The organism is Microbispora sp. H10670, from assembly GCF_014161385.1.
In the GTDB taxonomy this organism is placed as follows: Bacteria; Actinomycetota; Actinomycetes; order Streptosporangiales; family Streptosporangiaceae; genus Microbispora; species Microbispora triticiradicis.
This window is the reverse complement of sequence record NZ_JABBWW010000008.1, coordinates 252,902-270,923: the sequence shown is the minus strand read 5'-3', so window position 1 is coordinate 270,923 and position 18,022 is coordinate 252,902. Positions and strand designations below refer to the sequence as shown.

General features: G+C 73.4%; 20 protein-coding genes. 7 read left to right on the top strand and 13 right to left on the bottom strand.

The window, feature by feature from the left end:
• Nucleotides 1-65 precede the first annotated feature (65 nt).
• Both HHX33_RS14840 and HHX33_RS14835 read left to right on the top strand, forming a co-directional pair.
• A complete protein-coding gene (locus HHX33_RS14840; RefSeq protein WP_259402457.1) occupies nt 66-701 on the top strand; it encodes a TetR/AcrR family transcriptional regulator in 636 nt (211 codons plus the stop codon).
• Complete coding sequence (locus HHX33_RS14835) at nt 698-1,612, top strand: NADP-dependent oxidoreductase (RefSeq protein WP_182875096.1); 915 nt, start codon at nt 698-700, stop codon at nt 1,610-1,612. Before HHX33_RS14840 ends, HHX33_RS14835 begins: the two co-directional genes overlap by 4 nt.
• An 11-nt stretch (nt 1,613-1,623) precedes the next feature.
• Here HHX33_RS14835 and HHX33_RS14830 read toward each other — a convergent pair whose 3' ends face one another.
• The gene (locus HHX33_RS14830) at nt 1,624-2,919 is read right to left on the bottom strand and encodes a cryptochrome/photolyase family protein (RefSeq protein WP_182875095.1); all 1,296 of its coding nucleotides are present in this window, start codon (nt 2,917-2,919) and stop codon (nt 1,624-1,626) included.
• Between the two features lie 94 nt (nt 2,920-3,013).
• On the bottom strand, nt 3,014-3,625 hold the full coding sequence (locus HHX33_RS14825) for a DUF998 domain-containing protein (RefSeq protein ID WP_182875094.1): 612 nt from the start codon (nt 3,623-3,625) through the stop codon (nt 3,014-3,016).
• A gap of 622 nt (nt 3,626-4,247) precedes the next feature.
• Here HHX33_RS14825 and HHX33_RS14820 point away from each other — a divergent pair.
• The 5 genes from HHX33_RS14820 (at nt 4,248) to HHX33_RS14800 (ending at nt 10,540) form a co-directional block, all read left to right on the top strand.
• Nucleotides 4,248-6,587: a hypothetical protein gene (locus tag HHX33_RS14820; RefSeq protein ID WP_182875093.1), complete on the top strand. Its 2,340-nt coding sequence runs from the start codon at nt 4,248-4,250 to the stop codon at nt 6,585-6,587.
• Nucleotides 6,588-6,654: 67 nt separating this feature from the next.
• A complete protein-coding gene (locus HHX33_RS14815; protein WP_117409899.1) occupies nt 6,655-7,635 on the top strand; it encodes a MinD/ParA family ATP-binding protein in 981 nt (326 codons plus the stop codon).
• Entirely contained in the window at nt 7,635-8,387 is a 753-nt protein-coding gene (locus HHX33_RS14810) for a hypothetical protein (protein WP_117409900.1), read from the top strand. The genes HHX33_RS14815 and HHX33_RS14810 overlap by 1 nt, the downstream gene beginning before the upstream one ends.
• A 1,027-nt stretch (nt 8,388-9,414) precedes the next feature.
• Nucleotides 9,415-10,242 (top strand): hypothetical protein, encoded by an 828-nt coding sequence (locus HHX33_RS14805; protein WP_182875092.1) that lies wholly within the window; start codon nt 9,415-9,417, stop codon nt 10,240-10,242.
• A gap of 55 nt (nt 10,243-10,297) precedes the next feature.
• A complete protein-coding gene (locus HHX33_RS14800) occupies nt 10,298-10,540 on the top strand; it encodes a CDGSH iron-sulfur domain-containing protein (RefSeq protein WP_182875091.1) in 243 nt (80 codons plus the stop codon).
• Nucleotides 10,541-10,633: 93 nt separating this feature from the next.
• On the opposite strand, the gene HHX33_RS36025 is transcribed toward HHX33_RS14800, so the two are convergent.
• The 11 genes from HHX33_RS36025 to gvpJ all read right to left on the bottom strand — a co-directional run bounded on the left by HHX33_RS36025 (nt 10,634) and on the right by gvpJ (nt 18,022).
• Nucleotides 10,634-12,772: an iron-containing redox enzyme family protein gene (locus HHX33_RS36025; protein ID WP_259402456.1), complete on the bottom strand. Its 2,139-nt coding sequence runs from the start codon at nt 12,770-12,772 to the stop codon at nt 10,634-10,636.
• The gene (locus HHX33_RS14785) at nt 12,773-13,513 is read right to left on the bottom strand and encodes a class I SAM-dependent DNA methyltransferase (protein ID WP_182875090.1); all 741 of its coding nucleotides are present in this window, start codon (nt 13,511-13,513) and stop codon (nt 12,773-12,775) included. It abuts the gene before it with no gap.
• A 79-nt stretch (nt 13,514-13,592) separates the two neighbouring features.
• The gene (locus tag HHX33_RS14780) at nt 13,593-13,829 is read right to left on the bottom strand and encodes a hypothetical protein (protein WP_182875089.1); all 237 of its coding nucleotides are present in this window, start codon (nt 13,827-13,829) and stop codon (nt 13,593-13,595) included.
• A gap of 67 nt (nt 13,830-13,896) precedes the next feature.
• Nucleotides 13,897-14,454, bottom strand: a complete 558-nt coding sequence (locus HHX33_RS36020) for a gas vesicle protein K (protein WP_259402455.1) — start codon at nt 14,452-14,454, stop codon at nt 13,897-13,899.
• A complete protein-coding gene (locus tag HHX33_RS14770) occupies nt 14,435-14,755 on the bottom strand; it encodes a gas vesicle protein (RefSeq protein WP_310741378.1) in 321 nt (106 codons plus the stop codon). The genes HHX33_RS36020 and HHX33_RS14770 overlap by 20 nt, the downstream gene beginning before the upstream one ends.
• Nucleotides 14,752-15,720, bottom strand: a complete 969-nt coding sequence (locus HHX33_RS14765) for a GvpL/GvpF family gas vesicle protein (protein WP_310741377.1) — start codon at nt 15,718-15,720, stop codon at nt 14,752-14,754. The genes HHX33_RS14770 and HHX33_RS14765 overlap by 4 nt, the downstream gene beginning before the upstream one ends.
• Nucleotides 15,713-16,222 (bottom strand): gas vesicle protein, encoded by a 510-nt coding sequence (locus HHX33_RS36015; RefSeq protein ID WP_259402454.1) that lies wholly within the window; start codon nt 16,220-16,222, stop codon nt 15,713-15,715. Before HHX33_RS36015 ends, HHX33_RS14765 begins: the two co-directional genes overlap by 8 nt.
• Entirely contained in the window at nt 16,219-16,551 is a 333-nt protein-coding gene (gvpO, locus tag HHX33_RS14755; protein ID WP_117409906.1) for a gas vesicle protein GvpO, read from the bottom strand. Before gvpO ends, HHX33_RS36015 begins: the two co-directional genes overlap by 4 nt.
• Nucleotides 16,552-16,557: 6 nt before the next feature.
• Nucleotides 16,558-16,791, bottom strand: a complete 234-nt coding sequence (locus HHX33_RS14750) for a gas vesicle protein GvpG (protein WP_182875088.1) — start codon at nt 16,789-16,791, stop codon at nt 16,558-16,560.
• Between the two features lie 27 nt (nt 16,792-16,818).
• On the bottom strand, nt 16,819-17,607 hold the full coding sequence (locus HHX33_RS14745) for a GvpL/GvpF family gas vesicle protein (protein WP_182875087.1): 789 nt from the start codon (nt 17,605-17,607) through the stop codon (nt 16,819-16,821).
• A gap of 1 nt (nt 17,608) precedes the next feature.
• Nucleotides 17,609-18,022, bottom strand: a complete 414-nt coding sequence (gvpJ, locus tag HHX33_RS14740; protein ID WP_117409909.1) for a gas vesicle protein GvpJ — start codon at nt 18,020-18,022, stop codon at nt 17,609-17,611.

The window sequence follows — 18,022 nt, the reverse complement described above, 5'->3', positions numbered from 1 at the left end:
GACATCTAATCATGTGTTTGATTGACATTTGTCACTCAATCGATTGAATGACTAGAGTGAGGTCCATGTCTTCAGCACGGCGCGCACCTCAGGAGCGCGGGCAGGCGGCCGAACGGACCCGGGAGCGCATCCTGCGGGCGGCGGTCGAGGAGTTCGGCGCGAAGGGGTACGCGGGGGCCCGCACGGCCTCCATAGCGGAGCGGGCCGGGGTCAACCAGCAGCTCATCTCGTACTACTTCGGCGGCAAGCAGGGGCTCGTCGAAGAGCTGCGCCGCAGGTGGGCGCGCGCCCAGGAGAGCGTGACGCCGCCGGGCGCGACGTACGCCGAGAGCGTGGCCGCCCATCTCACCGCGACCCTGGACAACCCGGACTGGTCGCGACTGATGATCTGGCAGGCCCTCGGCGACAGCCCGGCCGGCACGGAAGGCGGTCCGGCCGGGGAGAGCGACGACGAGTGGGCGGCGGCGCAGCGCGCCCGGCTGCGCGAGGCCGTCGAGCGGACCCGCGGGCGGCAGGAGGAGGGGGAGATCACCGATGAGCTGGACGCCGAGTTCGTCCTGCTGGTCGCCTACGCCCTGACCTTCGCGCCCATCGCGCTGCCGCGGGTGGTCGAGGGGATCGTCGGCGCCGATCCGCTGTCGAAGGAGTACCGCGAGTGGGTCGTCGGGCAGCTCGCGGCCATGACGAGGAGACGTTCATGAGCAGGACGGTCGTGTTCTCCGCCTACGGCGGCCCCGAGGTGCTGCGCGTCGCGGACGTGGAGCCGGGCGAGCCGGGACCGGGGGAGATCAGGGTCAACGTGCGGGCGGCCGGCGTGCAGCCCTTCGACGCGCTGTTCCGCGGCGGGCAGGCCCGCTCCTACATCCCCGCGACCTTCCCGCAGCGGCTGGGCAACGAGTTCGCGGGCGTGGTCGACGCCGTCGGCGAGGGCGTCGGCGGCATGGCCGCCGGTGACGAGGTGGTCGGCTGGGCCATGCTCGCGTCGTACGCCGAGCACGTCGTCGTCCCCGCGGACCAGGTGGCGGCGAAGCCGGCCGCCATGCCGTGGCCGGAGGCGGGCGTCCTGTCGGCGTCGGGGCAGACCGCCGCCACCGCGCTGGAGCGGCTGCGCGTCGGCGCGGGCGACACCCTGCTCGTGCACGCGGCGGCCGGCGGGGTCGGCACGTTCGCCGTGCAGCTCGCCAGGGCGGCCGGGGCGACGGTGGTCGGCACCGCGAGCGAGCGCAACCACGCCTACCTGCGGGAGCTCGGCGTGATCCCGGTGGCGTACGGGGACGGGCTGGCCGGAAGGGTGCGCGCCGCGGCCCCGGGCGGGGTGGACGCCGCGCTCGACGCGGCCGGGACCGTGGAGGCCCTGGAGGTCTCGGTGGAGCTCGTGGCCGACCGCGCACGAGTGGGCACGATCGCCTACCAGCCGGCCGCCGACCGGTTCGGCGTCCAGCGGCTGAGCACCGAGCGCTCCGCGGCGCGGCTCGCCGGGCTCGTCGCCCTGTGGGAGAAGGGTGAGCTGCGGGTGCGGATCCAGGAGGCCGTTCCGGTCGAGGAGGCGGCGCGGGCGCACCGGCTGATCGAGTCCGGTCACACCACCGGCAAGCTCGTCCTGGTCTTCTGAGCCGCCGCCGGTCAGGCCGTGAGCTCGCCGCCCAGGGGAGAGGCGGGGTAGCCCGGCACGCCGCCGCGGACCTTCCACGGCTCCTGGACCAGGTCGTCCGGAAGGGACGCCAGCTCGGGGACGTACCGCCGCACGTACTCGCCCTCGGGGTCGAACTTCTTCGCCTGCCGCAGGGGGTTGAGCGTGCGGTAGGGCCGGGTGTCGTTGCCCGTCCCCGCCACCCACTGCCAGTTGCCGGAGTTGTTCGCCATGTCGCCGTCCACGAGCCACTCGCCGAAGTGCGCCAGGCCCGCACGCCAGTCGATCCCGAGCCGTTTGGTGAGGTAGGAACCGGTGATGAGCCGCACCCGGTTGTGCATCCACCCCTCGGCGCGCAGCTGCCGCATCCCCGCGTCGACGATCGGGACGCCCGTCACGCCCTCCCGCCAGGCCGCCTCCGCGTCCTCGTCGCGCCGCCACTCCACGTCCCTGTCGCGGTAGTCGCGCCGGCCCATCTCCGGGAAGTCGTTGACGACCTGGTAGTGGAAGTCGCGCCAGCACAACTGCCGGACGTACTCCTCGCCGCCCGGCCGCTCGCACGCGCGCTCGACGACCTCCGAAGGCGACACGCAGCCGAAGTGGAGGTAGGCGCTGAGCATCGAGGTGCGGCCCGCCATCCGGTCGCGGTCCGCCGCGTAGGAGGCCAGCCCGTGGCGCACCCAGTGGTCGAGCCGCCGCCGTCCCTCGCTCTCCCCGCCCCGCACGATCCCGTACGGCTCGGGGGGCAGCGCGGGCAGCTCTCCGGGTTCGACGCCCGGCGGCAGCCGCAGCCGGTGGGGTGCGCCGAGCACCGGCCTGTGGGCCGTGCCCGACCAGGCCCGCCAGTACGGCGAGAACACCCGATAGTGGTTCGACCCGGACGAACCCGGGGTGAGCGCACCGGGAGGCACCACGGTCACTCCGGGGAAGAGCCGGAACTCCAGCCGGTGGGTCTCGCACTCCGCCGCCAGGCGCCGTTCGCGCCGCCGGGCCAGCGAACTGACGTCCTCACTCGCCCAGATCGCCGACGCGCCCGTCTCCTGGGCCAGCCGTACGGCCTGGGCGACCGGGTCGCCGTGGCGTACGACGAGGTTCCCGCCGAGCGCCCGGAGAGACGACCGCAGGTCGTGCAGGCAGGCGTGGAGGAAGTCGCGGCGGTGCCGGGCCTCGATCGCGGGGTCGAGCACGAAGAGCGGCACGACGTGCCCGGCAGACGCGCAGGCCTCCGCCAGCGCGGGGTGGTCGTGGACCCGCAGATCCCGGTTGAACAGCACGACGACGGCCTCCACGCTCCTCTCTTCGTGGTCCCCGGCGCCGGTGGTTGCGGCGCGCCGGCGGAAACCGCGGAGGCGGAGACCGCGGAGATCGTGAAGATCGCGACGATCAGCCGCCCAGCGTGCGTACGGCGAGAACCGCGAGCCAGGCCCAGCCGATGGTGACCGAGACGCGCTGGATCAGTCCGCCCAGGTCGACCAGGCTCTCCTTCTGGGCGAAAGCGGCGCTCGCCAGCACCATCGTCGCCGCGAAGAGCACACCGCTCGCGACCGAATAGATCGCCCACCCACGCGTGCCCGACCAGGCGAACACGAAGCAGGCCGCGGCCAGGGCCACGAACCCGGCCAGGGAGAAGAGATCGTGGAGGACTCCCTGCCGGGTGTTGGGCTGGGGCAGGTCGGGAGTTCCCGGAGGAAAGCCGCTCACCGGATCCGTACGGAAGAACCCCGCACAGAGCAGGCCGATCGCCCACACGCCGACCAGCAGCGCGCCCCAGTGCGAGGGGCCGGCACGCCAGAGGCCGACGGCGAAGGCCAGGCAGAGCAGGCCTCCGACGAAGAAATTGGTGGTCTGGGTCCATCCGCGATCGCCGATGGCGAGGGAGCTGACGGGATGGCGTAGCGACCTGTAGCCGGCGCGCGTGGCGCCTTCCACGAGGTACGTGACGGTGAAGAGGGGGCCCACGACCAGCCCGCAGCCGAGCAGCAGCCGATCAAGCATGGCGTCAACGTAGGCTGACGCGATGCGGCTGTCAACCTAGATTGACGCGCGCCGGGCGGCCTTGCGCCGGGAAATCGCGGAGATCGCGTTTCCATGGCCTTCGGGGGGCTGTTCCGGGCGACCGGGGCGGGCGGTGCCGGGTGGGGTCACTGTGGGCAAGCGCCGTAATACCGAGAAAGCATGAAAGGCAGGTTATTCCCCGGAAATATGAAGGTTATTCACATCGGATGTGGCGATCGGATGACGGATGGCGGACGGCGGCGGAAACCCGTCCCGGCACGTGCGTACGCGCGTGCAGAATGGGAAGGTACGTGCAGGTCATCCGGGTCTTGCTGAGGGGAAGGGGAGACGTGTCGCGACCTCTCCAGACAAGCCGGGAGTTGATAACGGGCGTCTCTTCTGGGCCCCTTTCGGATGGCCATATCAGTGTTATTTGCGGCTTATCCTCAACTGAGGATTTCTCGGGTTCTTTTCCTTCCCAACACATCCGAGTCAGTCTAAGATCTCGTTCTATGTATCGGTATGCATCGGATTTTCCCGCCGCGCAAGTGGGGCGCCTTGGCCGCGGTGATGCTCTGGCCGAACATGACGCAGTCGCCGTCCTCCACCTGAACCGGTGCGCATGAGCCCGCCCGCCGGGGATGTGACGCTCGACCCCGGCCGGGGGATGGCATGGGTGGACGAGCACGGCGCCCACCTCGTGGACTACGCGTCCTATCACCTTGAGTCCTCCGCCACGCTCACGGCGGTGACCGCCGCGTTGCGGTCGTGCGCCGCCCGCGAGCGGCCCGGGAACGTGACAGACCGCGCCTGGCTGCTGTCCGCGCTGCGCAGGGAGTGCGCCACCGGACCGGGGCGGGGGTTCCTGCCGGGTGCGGGCTCGGGAGGGCCGGACCTCCGCGCGGTGAGGCGCGCGTGGCGGCTGGCGGACCCTCTGGGCGCCGAGACGCTGCGCCTGCTCTACCGCCACGAACTCGGGTTACGCGATCTCGTGCACGTGCTCGCCCTGCCCTCGAAGGAGGCCGGCCGGCTCGTCGCGCGCACCCAGGACGTGGTGGAGATCCTGGTGAGCGGGCTGGACGGGCTGGCCAGGGGCCGTCCCATCTGCCCGGAGCTCGGTCCCCTGGCCGCCGCCGTCTTCCCGGACGAGAACAGCGAGGCGGCCGACTTCGGCGCCGCTCGCACGGCTCTGCTCACGCACATCGTGACCTGTGTGGTCTGCAAACGGCCCATCAACATCCGATACACCGTCCCGCAGGTGCTCTCCCGTCCGCCGATGGCCGACCTCACCTCCGAGACGCGGCAGCGGCTCCTCGACGCCCTGAACCGCCCCGCCCCCGCACCGATCACGCCGGCCCCGATCACGCCGGCCTCGATCACACCGGCCCCGATCGCCTCCGCCCCGGTCGTGCCCGTCCGGAGGTCGCCCGTCCCCGCCCTGCCCGCCCGGCCCGCGCCGGCTCGGCCGGCGCCCAGCGAGGACGTACCCGACCAGCCCGGGCCCGGCGACTCGGCGCCGGACCGGCCCGCGTCCGGCGAGGCGCCTTCGTCGGCGCGCCGTCCTCCCTTGTCCTTCGGGCTGCCGCTCACCGCGCCGGTGGGGACGGCCCCCGCCCCCGTCGCCCCCGCGGCGTCCCGGACGGTTCCGCCGCGGGCCCCCGCGTCCCCGGTCACCCCGGACGGCGGGTCAGAGCGCGGCCGTGACTCCCGGCCCGACCCGAAGCGCGGCTCCCAGGGCGACCCGAAGCCCGGCTCGCGGCGTGACCCGAAGCGTGACCCGAAGCCCGGCACCCGGCGTGACTCCCGGCCGGAGCGGGGCGCCGAGGCGGCGCCGGAGCGACCGGTGCGGCCCTTCTCGCAGGAGGACACACAGCCGAGCCTCGTGCGGCCCCGAGGCACGTCACGGTCATCCCGGCCGCCGGGTGCGGGACGGCCGCCGGGCGGTTCACGGTCCGGGACGTCCGAGCACGCCGGCCCTCCTGGAACCACCGCGCCGCCGGGCTCGCGGGGTGGGCCCGGCGCACCACCGGGCCAGGACACCCCCCTGTACGACGCCCTGCTTTCGCAGATCAGGGCCAGGGAGGCACACGCCAACACGCCCGAGACCGAGGCCCTCGTCCCGGCTCTGGATCGGGCCCTGGACCCGGCTCCGGCGGAAGACCTGGAGCGCTCCGCGCGCCCGTCGCCCGGCGTCCAGATCAGGATCGTCGCGATGCTGGCGCGGGTCGTCACGCTGCTGCGCGCGACCGCCGTACGGATCATCATCGTCATGGTCGCGGGAGCGGCCGGGACGGTGGCCGGAATCAACCTCTTCGCCCCGGCTCCACAGCCCAGGAGCGCGGGGATCACACAGACGACGGCCGGTCCCGGCGCGGCCGGAGCGGGCGCCCCGCTCGGCGCGGCGACGGCGAGCGCCCCCGCGAGTATTCCGGTGGACACCCCGGCTGCCGGAACGGGCGCGGGCGGCGCCGGCGCCTCGACGGACGGGGCGGCGGGAACGGACGGCACGGAAACCAACGGCACCACGAACGACGGCACCACCAATGGCGCGACGGGCGGAGCCTCCGGCGGACCGGAGGCGACCACGACCGCCTCGCCCGGGGACGCCTCGCAGGCGGGTGGGCAGCACGCGCCCGCGGACACCCCGGCCTCACCGGCCGCCGTGCTGATGGGTGCGTGGGGCATCCAGGCGCCGAACGTCATCACGCTCGACGCCTTCGGCAGAGGCACGATCTCTCTCTCGACGACCGCCGGTAAATCGGTGAAATGGCGGATAACGGCTCCCGGCCTGTCGGTCGTGCCGTCCAGTGGAACGCTCAAGCCCCGGCACACCGCCGTGCTCACCCTTCGCGCGCAGCGAGTCCGCTACTGGTGCGGGGTCCCCGCGCCGACGACGACGCCGCTCGTTCTGCACGGGCCGAAGGGCGAACGCACCGCCACAGTGCAATGGAGCACCTGTTGACAAGTGCGATGGAGCATCCGCTGACCGCCTCCCCGTTCCCCCACGTCCTCGGTGAAAGGACCCGACCATGACCGAGATCCGCACCTCGGCGCCGACATCCGCCGAGCAGTTTCCGGACAGCGTGCCCCTCACGGCCGAACACCTGCTGATCAACCGCCGTGTCGAACCCACCGGCGGCTGGCGGCGGCTCGTCTACCAGCTCTCGGGCGGGAAGATCAACCCGTCGGAGTCGGCGGCGGAGCTGGAGCGCCGCACGCTGATCGCGCAGGCGCAGACTCCCGTGGCCAGCGGGCACCACCGGATCGCGGTGATGAGTCTCAAGGGCGGCGTGGGGAAGACCACGACCACGGCGGCGCTGGGCAACACGCTCGCCTCCCTGCGCGGCGACCGGGTGATCGCGATCGACGCCAACCCGGACCGGGGCACGCTCGGCATCAAGGTCAAGTCGGAGACCGCGGCGACGATAAGGACACTGCTGGCCGAGGCGCCGCACATCGTCCGGTACGCCGACGCCCGCGCGTTCACCTCCCAGTCGTCCGCCCGCCTGGAGGTCCTCGCCTCCGACACCGACCCGGCGGTGAGCGAGGCGTTCAACGCGGAGGACTACCGCACGGTCGCCAACCTGATCGAGCGCTACTACTCGATCTGCATCACCGACTGCGGCACCGGGCTCCTGCACGGCGCGATGGGGGCGACGCTGGAGCTCGCCGACCAGATCGTGCTGGTCACCATGGTGGCGGTGGACGGAGCGAGCTCTGCGGCGGCGACCCTCGACTGGCTCACCGCCCACGGCCACGGGCACCTGGTCAAGAACGCCATCGTGGTGCTGAACGCGGTCGAACCCAAGTCGCACGTCGACGTGGACCTCCTCGAACGCCACTTCTCCGGCCGGTGCCGCACGGTGGTGCGGGTGCCGTTCGACCCGCACCTCAAGGAGGGCGCGGAGGTCGACCTGACCCGGCTGCGGCCCACCACCCGCGGCGCGTACCTGCGGCTGGCCGCCGCGGCGGGGCAGGCGTTCGGGCAGCGGCCGGACCGGGGCCACTAGTGGGACAGATCTTCCCCGAGCCGGAGCTCGACTGGGATCTCGGACCACCGCGACGGTGGGACCCCCGGCATCTGATCGTCGTGATCGCGGGGGTCGTCACCGTCGTCGCCGTGGCGGTGATCGTGCTGCAGACCCGGGACTCCGAACCGCCCGCTCCGCCGGTCCGGGCGGTCGCCCCGGCCGTCGCCCTGGCGATGCCCAGCGATCACGAGGGCGACGGAGGCTATCCGGTCGGCTTCCCCCGGACCGAGCTCGGCGCGGCGTCCGCCGCGGCGGCCGCTCTGGAGGCCGCCTGGACGCTCGACGTCGGCCAGGCCGAGCAGGCCGCCGCGCTGTACGCGCCGCCGGACCAGCAGAAGGCGGCGCGCGACGGCGCGCGCGAGGCCGTACGCGGGTGGCGCGAGACCCTCGGCCTTCCCGTCGAGGGCGACCTCCCCGCAGGGGCGGCCCTGCGAACCCAGACGATCGGCGTGCAGTGGAACGTCCGCTCCGACGACCAGGTGCAGGTGTCGGTCCTGGTCAAGGTGACGGCGACCACGGGCGCCGGCGGCAACGGCCCCGTCTACTCCAGCCCGTACGCGATGAGCCTGCTCATGGCGTGGGCGCCCGACATGCGTGGCACGAACAAGGGCGACTGGGTGAACATCCCCGACCCCACGCCTCCGTCCGTGCCCGCAGCAGCTCTCCCGGGGACGCCCGAGTTCGCCGCGGCGGGCTGGAAGTCCCTCGTCGATCCCCGGCCCACCCCCTAGATCGAGGTTGAGCCTCATGCCCCCCCGAATTTCTCCTCGACGCGCCAAACTGGTCTCCGGCCTGCTCCTGGCCGCGGTCTCCGCCACGGCCGGCGCCGTCGCCGCGCAACCCTGGACAGCCGTGGCGGAACCCGGCCACGGCTCCTCGTCGGACGGATCCGTCCCTCTCGACCTCGCCGACGCCGGACAGGTGGACGACTCCGCCGACCGGAGCGACGACGGCGCGTCCGGCGCCCGCGCAGCCTCCGCGGCCGATGCGGGCGGCGGTTCGCGTGACAGGGCGTCCGCGAGTGGATCGGACGGCGGTTCGCGTGAGGCGGCGCCGCGCGCCGATTCCGCCCCCCGCGCCGGTCGCGAAGCCGAGCCCGCACAGCCGCGGGCTCGGATGGCACGCAACGCGGACTCCGGGAGCGACTCCGGTTCTGGAGGCTCCCGCCCCTCCGCCGGCTCGTCCGGTGGGGACGGCGCGTCCAGCCATTCCTCCGGTGGCTCCGACCGGTCGTCGGACCGGTCCGACGACGGCACGCGTGAGGCCGCCGACACTTCCACGCACACGTCGGGCCGTGGGTCCGGCGGAGACCCCGCCGGCCGCGCTTCCACGCACGGCGGATCCGGCGGGGACCGTACGTCCGGCCACCGCGCGTCCGGCGGGCACAGCTCTTCCGGTGGACACAGTGCCTCGGGCGGACACAGTGCTTCCGGTGGGCACGGGTCCTCGGGGCGTTCGGCGGGTGGAAGCGGCACCAGCCGGAAGGAGCACGGGCGCAGGGGTGATTCCGGGGCGACCGGCACCACCCATCGGAAGCGACCGGCGCCCGAGGCGACCGGCCGGCACAAGTCCCAGCCGGACCCCGGTGCGACGTCCTCACCTGGGCCGGCGGCGCCCTCGCCCTCGCCGTCCGGATCCGGGCAGCCCGCGCCCACCGCGAGCGGCGCTCCCACAGCGACGGCGTCGCCCGTTCCGACCGGTCAGGACACCGCGGCTCCGCACACCGAGACGACGGCGACTCCGGCTCCGGACACCACCGTGAGTGCTACGCCTGCCCCGTCCTCCGAAGCGAGCACGGCACCGAGCGCCACGCCGAGCACCACACCGAGTGCGGAGGCGTCGCCCACGCCGGCGCCGAAGGACAAGGACGCGCCGAAGGACAAAGACAAAGACAAGGACAAGGACAAGGACAAGGACAAGGACAAGTCCGACGAGAAGTCGAAATCTGACGACAAGTCCGACGACAAATCCAAAGGCAAGCCGGCCAAGCCGCCCAAGGCGGCACACCCCCCGAAGGCCGGCGGCAAGTCCGAGAGCAAGCCGGCGAAGCCGCCCAAGGGGTCGCAACCGCTGCCAAAGCCGAGCGTGACCACCGCCTCGCCGGCGCTTCCCACGGCCGAACCGGCGCTGCCCCCGGACACTCCGACGGGAACGATTCCACTGCCGGTGGGCGGGTCCGCGGCGGTGCCGCCGCAGGCGGGCGGCGCGCGACAGCCGCAGGCGCCGTTGGCGATCCCCGGCTACCTGCCGCTGCCGCCGCTCGCCTCCCACTCGCGGGAGGACGGGTGTGGTCACGGCCACGCCGCCGGCTGCTGGAGCCTGGCGCCCTGGCGGAGCCGTACGTCCGGGTTCCCCCTGGGGACCGCACCGGGCGGACAGGCGGACAGCCCGGCGATGCCGCAGTGGGCGTTCGCCCCGCCGGGTGGGAAGAACTCGGTTGCCAGTCCCTCCGGCGTGCCCGGCGTGTTCACCGCTCCCCGGGCCGCGTTCGACGGGGCGCCCGCGTTCGTCCAGGCCGGTTCGGTCGACGAACGGTCCGGGTGCTGGGCCTTCAGCCCTTCGGTGGTGTGCGCGCGAGCCGACTGACCGGACCGGGAGCGCCCGTGTGTTACGCCGTCGCCGTGCCGGGCACGCTGCCCCTATGGAGCATCGGGTAGACGAGCAGGTCACGGCGGCGGTGGTCACGGTGACGCCGTGCGAGGACGGCCCGCTGCTGGTCCGCGGGCCGTTCACGCTCACCACGCAGGACGGGCGGCGCATCGATCCGGGCAGGGCGACGGTGGCGTTGTGCCGCTGTGGCCGTTCCTCGGCCAAGCCGTTCTGCGACGGCTCGCACAAGGCGGTCGGGTTCCGCGCGTCGAGCGAGCCCGACCCGCCCGCCTGACCGGCCTGCCTGCTCCGCATCGCGTCGCGCGAAGGGTGAGCGCGTCTTCGTCTGGATACGGGCGGGTGCCCGATCCGCCGTGCGTCCCGGTCTTCACGGGGACGCGTGTGGAGTGCCCGGCCCGGTCGCCCGGCGACGCAGCCGCCGGGTCGAGTGCGCGGCGACCCGCAGGCGCCGCCCGGCATAGGGGACGCCGCCGAAAAGGACCCTGGCCGTGAGCGCCGCCCAACTGCAGGTGGCACGTTCGAGCACCCACACCGGAGCGAACAGGGGGGTCGTGGCGGGGAAGACGCGGCGGCCCCCGGCCCGGCGGCGTCCGATCTCCGCCAGGCCGGCGACCGCCGCCGCACCCGCCGCCACCAGTGCCGGGCGCCGTCGCCACAACGCCGCGCCCACCGCGGGCAGCACGGCCAGGAAGACCGCCATCCGCGCGGGCTGCGCGAGGTCGTCGTACGCCTGCCGGACGCGCTGTGACCAGAACCGCCGGGCGCCGGGCGGCAGGCGCCGGACGTACAGGTCGAGCGGGCACGCCTCCCTGCCGCCATGGGCGCGGACGGTTCGGATGAGCTCCAGATTCTCGAACAGCACGTCCCCGTCGTAGCCGCCCATCCGGGCGAAGAACGAACGGCGTACGCCGAAGGTCCCGGGATAGTCGGCGCCGAGGCCGCGGTTGAGCAGGGTGCGGGCGCTGTCCCAGCGGGCGTGCCAGGGGAGCGGGTGGAAGTGGTTCTGCGGGCGGACCAGGTCGGCGTTCTTCAGCAGGGCGCTGACCCGGCCGAGCGCGGCGATCTCGTAGCGCACGTCGTCGTCGGCGATGATCACGTGATCATTCCGGGCCCTGCGCATGCCGGTGAGCACTCCCGCCACCTTGCCGTTGGCCACGTCGACGTCCTCGTCGGGCCGCAGGTGCTCGGCGATCTCCCGCCACAGCCGGGCGTGCCGTTCGAACAACGGCGACGGTGAGCCGTCGACGACGACGATCCGCGCGTGCCGGGACAACCGGCGGAGATAGCCGGTCAGTTCCGCCAGGTCGCTGTCGTCCTGCCAGCGGAGCGGCAGCACGTAGTCGATCGGGGGCGCCGGTACCGGCTCGGATTCGGCCTCGGGCTCGGGCGGCTGCGGCGCCGGGCGCTCGGCCTGTGGCTGTGACTGTGACTGTGCGAGCCGCTGCGGGGGCGGGCTCCGCAGCGGGGTCCCGAGCGGGCTTCCGAGGAGGTCCTGCGGCGGCCTTCCGGGCCGGGCCCCGGGCAGGCTCGCGAGTGGCCGCAGGAGGGAGGACCGCCCGGCCCGCCACCGGCCCAGCAGACGCTCGGCGAAGATCCGGTCGAGGGCGAGCGCGCAGGCGGCGCCGTACAGGATGTCCCCGGCCAGGCCGGGATGCTCGGCGGCGAACGCGCCGCACATGTCGTGCGCGGCGAGCTGCTCGTGCACGGCGTCGGCCTGCACGTGCTCCTCGAAGTAGCGGCGCGCCGCGGCGTCGCCGCCCAGCCGCCGCAGGCCCTGGCTGTAGCGGCGGTTCGGGGTCGACGAGGTCATCTCGAACGCCGCGAGGTGCCCGAGGAGCGCGCCCCGGTGGCGGCGGTGCAACCCGAACAGCGACATGACGTTGCTGACCGCGAGCGTCGCGCCGGGAACGCTGTCCAGGTAGGCGCCGTAGGAGTCGTCGAGCCCGAGCGCCCGCATGGTCGCGCGGAACATCTCGGCGTGCATGCGCTCCGGGACGCCCCCGCCGTACTCGTCGGCCTGGATCTCGACCAGTGCCGCCTTCGACCGGCCGAGCAGCCGCGGGATGCCCCACGTGTGCGGGTCGGCCTCCTTGAGCTGGTAGACGGACCGGTGGACGACGAACTCGGCGAACCGGCCGAGATCGGCCCGGGTCCGCAGGTACGCCGAAAGGGAGGGACCCTGGTCGGCGGCGACCAGGGCCGCCAGGGCCCGGGGCACCTCCTCCGGCGTGGGCGCGGGCGGGCGGGGCACGAGCCGGGCCAGCTCGGCCTCGAAGCACCTCTCCAGGCGTTCCCGCAGCGCCAGCACCGACGGGTGCCACTCCCAGCGGTCGTCGACGCCGTCGAAGCCCTGGTAGTGCAGCTCGTAACACACGAACAGCGCGAGGTGGAGGTCCTCCTCGTCGCCGTACGCCTCGTCGGGCGGCGGGTCGAACAGGTGGGGCGGGCGGGCCAGTTCGCCGCGGAGTCGGTCGGTGATCGGGCCTCGTGGCGCGGGCAGGAGCATTCAGCCCTCCAGGACGCGGTAGACGGACACGTGGGCGCGGCTGTCGTCGGTGAACGGCGTGCCCGACCAGTCGGCCCAGCGCCGCTCGCGCTCCATCCCGGCCAGCCGGGCCATGAGATCCAGCTCGCACGGCCAGGCGTAGCGGTGGTTGGCGGGCAGCAGCCGCAGGCCGTCGGCGGTCATCCGCAGCTTCGTGGTGTGCATGAGCTGCTCGGCCGGGCAGAGGCGGGCGGCCTCGACGACCACCTCCTCCTCGGCGACCGACAGCAGGCGCAGCGACGTCCGGTCGCGGAACGCCGCCGGGTCGGGCACCCACGCCTCGACCACGAACCGGCCGCCGGGCCGCAGATGGGCCGCCGCGTTGCGGAAGCACCGCACCTGCGCGTCCTGGGAGGGCAGCGCGAAGACGGTGTTGACGGCCAGCAGGACGAGCGAGAAGACGCCCTCGACCCGTGCCTCGGAGAAATCGCCCACGGTCACCGGGACGTGGTCGCCACCGGGCTTGGCCCGCAGGATCTTCACCATCTCGGGGGAGCCGTCGACGCCCGCCACGGGGATGCCCCGGGCGGCGAGGGGGAGCGCCAGCCTGCCGGTGCCGATGCCGAACTCCAGCACCGGACCTCGCCCGGCCAGCCGGGAGATCGTCTCGATCACGGGCTCGACGGGCAGCCGCCGCGCCGTTTCGTCGTAGATGTCCGCGATCGCCCGCCCGTACGCGGACGCGTCAAACCACTCCCCCACGTGCTTCCCCCCACGTGCTTTCCGCCCACGTGTTTCCGCAGGTGCTCCCCTCGGGCATGCCGGTCGCCCCGGCGGGCCGTCAGCCCCCCAGTTCGCGGGCCAGCGTGTCGAGGCGGTCGGCCAGCTCGTCGACACGCCGGTCGTCGACCGGGCCGTCCCCCGTCTGGATGCGGAGGTCGCGACTGCTGACGATCACCAGGCCCTCGGCCCGCGCCTCGGGCACGATCTCGCACCGTCCGCCGACCAGCACCAGCGTCGCGTCGGGCGACGGCGACTCCAGCAGGGCCCTGACCTCGTCCCGGCCGACGATCCTCATGACGGCTCCCTCCGACCCCCGGTCTCGTCCGCGTACCCCTTCGACCTGGTCATACACGTACGCGTGCTCACGGGGTGTCCGTGGGCAGCAGCGTGCCGAGGGGACCGAGATCGAGGTTGAGGTCGGAGGGGGACAGGCCGAACCGCTCGCACAGCTCGGTCATCGCCTCCTCCAGGCGCATCAGGGTCAGGCCCAGCGTCTCGACCTGCTCGTCGGACAGGTCGCCCTGGTCCATCCGCCGCACGCACTGCCGTTCCACGAGCTGGCGGATCAGCTCGACGAGCGTCAGTACGAGCCGGCTCAGGTCACGCCGCACCGCCTCGGGATCGGTGTTGAGGCGCCAGGTGTCCGGCCCGGCACGCGGGTTCCGGCTCCACTCCCCGGCGGCCGTCCCGGGCACGGCGCCCATCCGCCACGGGCCCACGGCGTCCGCCGGATCGTCCGCCGGATCGTCCGCCGGGTCGTCCGACGGGTCTCGCGACGGACTCCGCGCCGGGCCGTTCCCCAGGCCGTCTGCCGGGCCGATCGACGGGCCCCGGGACGGGCTCTGCGCCGGGCCGTTCGCCGGGCTGTCGGCGAAGGCGTCCCACGGGCTCTCCCCGGCCTCACCACCCGTAGCGGTCATCTTCTCCCTCCCGTCTCTCCGTCCCGAGGCGGCCGGCCTCCCGCTCCGCGTACGGCTGACCGAGTGGATCGAAGGGTTCGGTGCCGCGCACGGAGCCGAGCAGGGCCCGCAGGGAGATGCGGACGAGGTCGATGTCGGCGATCGACAGCACGATGTCACCGGCGATCACCACGCCGCCGGCGAGGAGCCGGTCGAGGATGTCGACGAGCGCCACCCGCTCGGGCGGCAGGCGGCCCTCGGCGGCGAGAACCCTGCCCGGCGACCGCTCCGGCGCGAACCGCGGCAGGCCGTCCGGGGTCACCGGACGCCGCCGTCCTGATCCGGCCCAAGGTCGATCATGGTGAAGGAGTACGGCGCCCACGGGCCGGTGATCTCGGCGTCCAGGAACCTGTCGCTGTGGGCGGCGACCACGGCGGCGAACTCCTCCTCGCGTGCCGGGTCCACGAGATAGGCGCCGTTCAGCAGCATGGACTCGCTCCTTCCGGACAGCCGGGGATCCTGCGGCCGGTGGCGGCGGCTCGCCACGGCGAGCCGCCCCAGCGCGGCGTGCAGCTCTTCGGCCCGTTCGGCGGCCGCGCGCCACAGGTCCTCCCGGCCCCGCAGGCTCTCCTTGCGGCGGCGGAGGTACGCCGCGCCGGGACCGCCTCCCTCGGGTTCGGCCGGGGCGCGGGCCGGAGACGGCGCGGACCGCTCCTCCGGGGGAGTGGCCGCGGGCCGGGCCGTCTCGCGGCGCAGGTACGCCTTGACGCCCCACTCCCGGCGGCCCGCCACGCGGGCGAGGATCTCGGCGAAGTCGTCGTGCCGCCGGTCGAGCAGGTCACGCACCTGGTCGTCGCCGGTGTAGACGGTCACGAGGCGCACGGGAGCGGTCGGCCCGGCCGCGGCCAGGGTCTCGACGACCGCGTGATGGGCGCGGGCGACCCCCTCGACCCAGTCGAGATCCTCCAGGTGCCGCCGCAGCGGCTCCTCGCCGAACTGGTCGAGCGGCACGTCGCTGACACAGGCCACGAGACCGCCCCGGGCGACCGGCCGCACCGCACCGCCCCCCACACCCCGCAGGTCACCGCCTTCCACGCCGCCGCGCAGGTCACCGCGTGTGCCGCCGGGGAGACCGCCGTGCGGTTCGCCCGCGTACGGCGCCTCGCCGGGCGTCACCGCGTACAGGTAGACGCCCTGTCCGGGCCTGGACCCGCTGCCGGCGCGCGGTGCGTCGGCCGGGCTGGGCGGTGGCGGCCGGGTCGCGCCGGCGGGAGCGTGGTCAGTCACGGTCGCGCTCCGTGTCGCGCGGGCGCGCGGGCCGGCGGGCGGTGCCCGCAGCGGGTCCGGGTGCCCTGTGAGTTCCGGGTCCACCGCGGGTTCCGGCGGACGCGGCGTCCGCCTGGGCGCCGGAGCGCTCGTACCGGCTCTCGCCCGGTTCCAGCTCCACCCGGTCCTCCCAGGCGAGCAGGCGCTCCTCGACCGCGTTGAGGCGTTCGCGGAGGCGGCGGTTCTCCTCGACCAGTTCCCGGTCCTTGCCGCTGAGCCACGGGTCGCGTTCCCACCAGTCGATGCCGATCTCCCGGGCGGTGTCCACCGAGGCGATGACCAGCCGCAGCTTGATCGTCAGCAGCTCGATGTCCAGCAGGTTCACCCGGATGTCACCCGCGATCACGATGCCCCGGTCGAGCACCCGCTCCAGGATGTCGCCCAGGTTGGTCGACTCCCGGGGCATGGCGGACGGCGGCGCGTACGACTCCCGCAGCACGGGACGCGAGCGGGGATCGGTCATACGCCACCGCCGAACGCGCCCGTGCCGCGCCGGTAGGTCCGGGTGCGGCGGTAGGACAGGAGGTCGCCGTCGTCGTCGACCTGCACCTCGTAGGTCGACAGCATGTCGCTCGATGACGGGATTCTGCGGTCCTCGACGACTTCGACGTCGACCACCCAGCCGTCCTCCAGGGGTTCCACCAGCGTGATCCCCTCGGTGTCCTTGGAAGTCAGGTCGGCGATGTACCGCAGGCCGAGCCGACCGGCCGAGGCCGCGTTCAAGGGGCGCCGCCGGCGCGGCTCCTCCTCGCCGGCGTCCTCGTCGAAGCGGTCTCTGCGCCGCGGAGTCACGGGACGTCACCCTCCCCGCGTCCCGCTCATGAGGCGCAGGATCTCCTCCACGGCCTGGGCCTCCTCCTCTTCGGAGATCTGTCCCGAGCGCCTGGCCTCCTCGACGGCCTCCAGCCGCCGCCGAACCGCCGCCGGGTCCTTCAGTTCGTGCTCGACCTGCTGCTGGATCAGCTCGCCCAGCCGGATGACTCCGTGCACCGGGGCGAGCGGCCAGGTGAACAGCAGACTGATCAGTCCCACGGCGGCCTCCCTTCTAATGGTGACGAATCAGCTGACGACGAAGTCGTACGGCGCCATCGGCCCGAGCAGGCGGACCTCCACCCGGGCATCCCAGTCGGCGCGCAACTCCTCGACGGCCCGCTCGAAGTCGTTCCGGCGGTCGTTCTCCACGAGGAACGCCACGTGCGCGGCGTCGCGTTCGTGACTGGGTTCCCGTACGACCGCTCCGGCGGTGACGGGTTCGAACCGCTCGACGACCGCCTGGGTGTCGGCCTCCCGCTTGGCGGCGATGATGTGCGTGATCAGCTCGCCGAGCCGCATCCGTTCGCTCCGCGTCACCTCTTCCGGCAGCTGCCTGATCCGGTCACGCAACTGTCTGGCCTCGGCGTTCTCCGACAGCACCTCGATCAGCACCGGCTGCTCGGCGTACCGCGCCTTGAGGACGAACTGCGCGCGGCCCTCGATCTGCTTGAGCGCCGCCGCGAACGAGTCGTGGTGCGGGCCCAGCAGTTCCTCTACGACCGCCTCCGGTGTCGTCATCACGGCGCCGAACCGCAGGGGGAGCACGGGGACCTCGGCGGCGGCGGCGTCGAGGAGTTGCTCGTGGGCCACGAGGTCGTGCGCCCGGCCGAGCGGGCGGTCCACGGCGACGTCGCTGACCAGCGCGGCGATCTCGCCGTGCCGGATGATCCCGACCTTGGCCGGGGGATCGCCGATTCCGATGGCGTCCTCGCTGATCTCGACGTCCTCGGGGAGGATGCCGTAGACGTAGCACGCGACGTCCGGACGGGTCTCGGCGTGGTCGCTTGCTCCGGGTTCCCTGATGGAGCGGGACATCTCAGTCCTCCTCCCGTCGCCGGCGGCGGGCATGCGGAGCGGGTTCCTCCCCGCGGCTCGCCATGAGGTCCTGCAGCTTCTCCCCGGCCGCCTCCAGCACGCCCTGCGTGATGCCCTTGGACTTGCCGCGGGCGATGCTCCGCGGCGCCTCCGACAGGAGGTCGGGCAGTCCCTTCTGCTGTGACGCGATGTCGAGCCGGTTGACCGCCTCCGCGAAGCGGAGATAGGTGTCGACGCTCGCGACCACGACCCGCACGTCGATCGTCAGGATCTCGATCCCGACCAGCGACACTCGCACGTAGGCGTCGATCACGAGGCCCTTGTCCAGGATCGTGTCGATGACGTCCGCCAGGCCGGATCCCGACGACCGGCCCGGCAACCCGCCGCCACCCGATGGTGGAACGGCTATCGTCAT